This is a genomic window from Pseudomonas sp. Sample_24 (genome assembly GCF_004307605.1).
Taxonomy (GTDB): domain Bacteria; phylum Pseudomonadota; class Gammaproteobacteria; order Pseudomonadales; family Pseudomonadaceae; genus Aquipseudomonas.
In genome coordinates this window covers 1-3492 of the sequence record NZ_RCNW01000029.1, presented here as the reverse complement: position 1 = coordinate 3492, position 3492 = coordinate 1, and the positions used below count along the sequence as shown (strand labels likewise).

The window sequence follows — 3492 nt, the reverse complement described above, 5'->3', positions numbered from 1 at the left end:
TGATGATCGGGATCGGTACGCCGAGAAAGAACAGCAGTAATGAACGCATGATGATGCTCCTGATTTAACGATTCGTAGTGGTGGTTACATAGTCGTCGGCTTCCAGGTACACAACGGCATCCCGGCGACGACCACCGAACGTTGCGGCCAGGCTGGCAAAGAATGCACCCGCCAACAGCGCGACAAACATCCAAAGAGTGCTCCAGGCCGCGACCTTGGCAGCGGTGTCTGCCGCCTCTTGCGCGGCCTGCTTGGCATCGGCCACCGCTTTTTGCGTGCGGGCATAGACTTCATCGACACGACGCTCCGCGTCGGCCTGGGTCAGGTTGGTCCGCTGTGCGACCAATTGCGCCAGGTAGGTACGGTCTTCGGCAGACAGTTGCCCGTCGCTCAAGGAGCGCACGAAGATGCGGGTCACGGTGCCACGGGCGGCATCATCACTGACGGCAGCCGGACGATCATCGCGAAACAGACTGTCGATGTAATAACCGTATTGATCACTGTTGGTGTTGGCAGCCGCCGTGCCCGCCGCTTGCGTGGCAGCACTGGCGGCGCCACCGACGACTTGCGCCCCGGCTTGCACGCCACCACTGACCACACTGCTGACCGAACCGGCCACCAGCGTTGCAGTCACCAGCGTCGCCACGCACCAAGCCAGAAAACCGTGGGCAGTGTCACGGAAGTAAACTTCATCGGTGTGCATGAAGGCCCATTTCACCCGCAGCCGTCCGGCGATGTAACCACCGAGCCCCGATGCAACGATTTGCGTGAAGGCCAACCAGACAATCGTCGAAACGCCAAGGGTCTTGGCGCTCACACCTTCATTGGCCCACGGCGAAACCGCGGAGAACCCGAGGCCAAAACCGAGCAGCACGAGGATCAGCGACAACGCCGCGGCAGCGGCGGCCCCGGCGAAAATCGCCCCCCATGACACACCCGAAAGCGTGCTCGCCTCATCTACGGCAGGATAGAAACCATCAGAGGATCTATTCATTGTTTTGTCGCTCCAGGCAGAAAAATGGTGTTACAACTCTCGAAATAGCAATTGCAGACACCGTGCCAGCCGCGCACCTGGAATAAATCCTTGTTTTTCAACGTGATAAAAAGTTTGAACTTCGCAGCTTCTTGCAATATGCAACGAACGGGCAGACTCAGCGGGTTTTATGCATTGAAGCGTCCATGAACTTTTATTTAGAAAGCCTGCGATCATTTCTTGGCAAAATGCTGCACAACGTTGTGAACATTTCATCAGGCCAGCCCCATGACCCGCATCTTGACCATTGAAGACGACGCCGTGACCGCCCGTGAAATCGTCGCTGAATTGAGCAGCCACGGCCTCGACGTCGACTGGGTCGACAACGGCCGTGAAGGGCTGGAACGAGCGGTCAGCGGCAACTATGACCTGATCACCCTCGACCGCATGCTGCCCGAACTCGACGGCCTGGCGATTGTGACCACGCTACGATCCATGGGTGTGGCCACACCGATCCTGATGATCAGCGCCCTTTCCGACGTCGATGAGCGCGTGCGCGGTTTGCGCGCCGGTGGCGATGACTACCTGACCAAACCCTTCGCCACCGATGAGATGGCTGCCCGGGTCGAAGTCCTGCTGCGTCGGCAGAACACCGGCACCGCCCAGGCCACCACGTTACGGGTAGCGGATCTGGAACTGAACCTGATCAGCCACGAAGCCAGCCGCGACGGGCAATTGCTCACGCTGTTGCCCACCGAATACAAACTGCTGGAATTCCTCATGCGCAACACTGGGCAGATCCTGTCGCGGATGATGATTTTCGAAGAAGTCTGGGGTTATCACTTCGACCCCGGCACCAACCTGATCGACGTACACATTGGCCGCTTGCGCAAAAAGATCGACCCACCTGGCAATGTCCCCTTGATTCGAACCGTGCGAGGCTCGGGTTATGTCATTGCCGAACCCGTCTAAAGGCTGGCGCTCTTCCAGCAGTCGCTTGCTCGCGCTCTACAGTGCGCTGTTCGTGGTCTGGAGCGGCATTCTCATGGGCGTCATGTACTTCGAGGTATCCGCCTACCTCGACAACCTGGCCAAGCATTCGCTGATGCAGCGTCAGCATCTGTTTTCGCGATTCCAGGGCGAACAACTGGTGGACGCGCTCGCCGTCAGCATGACCTTCGATATCCGCGGCATCGACGGTTATGGCCTGTTCGATCAGCAGCACCGATATCTGAGCGGCGCCCTGGACCACATCCCCCGTGGCCTGCCGCTGGACGGCAAGATCCACATGCTCAGCGATTGCGCCGACTCCGACGACCCGACGCTGCCCAATGACAGCTGCGATGCCGTGGCGACCCAGACCCGCGACGGCCTGTTGCTGGTGCTGGTGCGTGACAACGGTTCGCTGTTTGCCGTCACCCGGATCATTCTGCACGCGCTGTTCTGGGGTGTGACCCTGACCATCCTGCCGGGCATCGTCGGTTGGCATTTGTTGCGTCGCCGCCCGCTTCGGCGGATCCGCGCGATTCAGGCCAGCGCCGAAGCCATCGTCGCCGGCGACCTCACCCGACGCTTGCCGCTGTCCAATCGCCGGGATGAACTGGACATGCTTGCGGCCATCGTCAACGCCATGCTCGAACGCATCGAGCGCCTGATGCATGAGGTCAAAGGCGTGTGCGACAACATCGCCCATGACCTGCGCACGCCACTTACGCGCTTGCGCGCGCAGCTTTACCGCATGCAACAACAAGCCGGTGAAGGTACGCCGCAAGCGGCGCAACTGGATCTGGTGCTGGGCGAAGCCGACACGCTGATGGCGCGGTTTCGTGGCCTGCTGCGGATTTCCGAACTGGAGGATCGCCAGCGCCGCTCCGGCTTCGTGCAACTGGACCCGGTGTCGTTGTTGCGAGAGTTGCATGAGTTTTATCTGCCCTTGGCAGAGGACGACGGCCTGACGTTCGAGCTGCAACTGCCTGAATCATTGCCGCCACTCAATGGCGACCGCGCCTTGCTGTTCGAAGCGCTGGCCAACCTCTTGAGCAACTCGATCAAATTCACCCCGCCCGGCGGCCAGGTGATTTTGCGCGGGATCAATCATGACGGACATACCCGCATCGAAGTGCTCGATTCCGGGCCGGGCATTCCCGAAGCCGAACGCGAAGCCGTGTTCCAGCGTTTTTATCGCGCCGAAGCGGGCAATCTGAAAAGCGGTTTCGGCCTGGGCCTGTCGATCGTCGCAGCCATCGCAAGCCTGCATGGGTTTGCGCTGGAGGTGGGTAACAGTGAACTGGGTGGAGCGCGGCTGGTGCTCGATTGTCGGGAGAGTTTGATTACCCCCTCATGATCGTTCCCACGCTCTAGGTGGGAATGCACCCTCATGATCGTTCCCACGCTCCGCGTGGCAATGCAGCCACATGATCGTTCCCACGCTCCGCGTGGGAATGCAGCCTGGGACGCTCCGCGGCCCTTTCGGAAGCTGGAACGCGGAGCGTCCCTTGAAGCATTCCCACGCAGAGCGT

Annotated in this window: 3 protein-coding genes; 2 read left to right on the top strand and 1 reads right to left on the bottom strand. The window is 60.2% G+C overall.

All coding sequences use genetic code 11. The annotated features are described in order from the left end of the window. Positions 1-64: 64 nt before the first annotated feature. The gene (locus D8V06_RS01305; RefSeq protein WP_056856723.1) at positions 65-994 is read right to left on the bottom strand and encodes a hypothetical protein; all 930 of its coding nucleotides are present in this window, start codon (positions 992-994) and stop codon (positions 65-67) included. A gap of 267 nt (positions 995-1261) precedes the next feature. Between D8V06_RS01305 and D8V06_RS01300 the strand changes: the two genes are divergently transcribed. Together D8V06_RS01300 and D8V06_RS01295 are read left to right on the top strand one after the other, a co-directional pair. Continuing rightward, the gene (locus tag D8V06_RS01300; protein WP_056856724.1) at positions 1262-1945 is read left to right on the top strand and encodes a response regulator transcription factor; all 684 of its coding nucleotides are present in this window, start codon (positions 1262-1264) and stop codon (positions 1943-1945) included. Beyond that, positions 1923-3317: a HAMP domain-containing sensor histidine kinase gene (locus D8V06_RS01295; RefSeq protein ID WP_056856725.1), complete on the top strand. Its 1395-nt coding sequence runs from the start codon at positions 1923-1925 to the stop codon at positions 3315-3317. The genes D8V06_RS01300 and D8V06_RS01295 overlap by 23 nt, the downstream gene beginning before the upstream one ends. Positions 3318-3492: the final 175 nt, after the last annotated feature.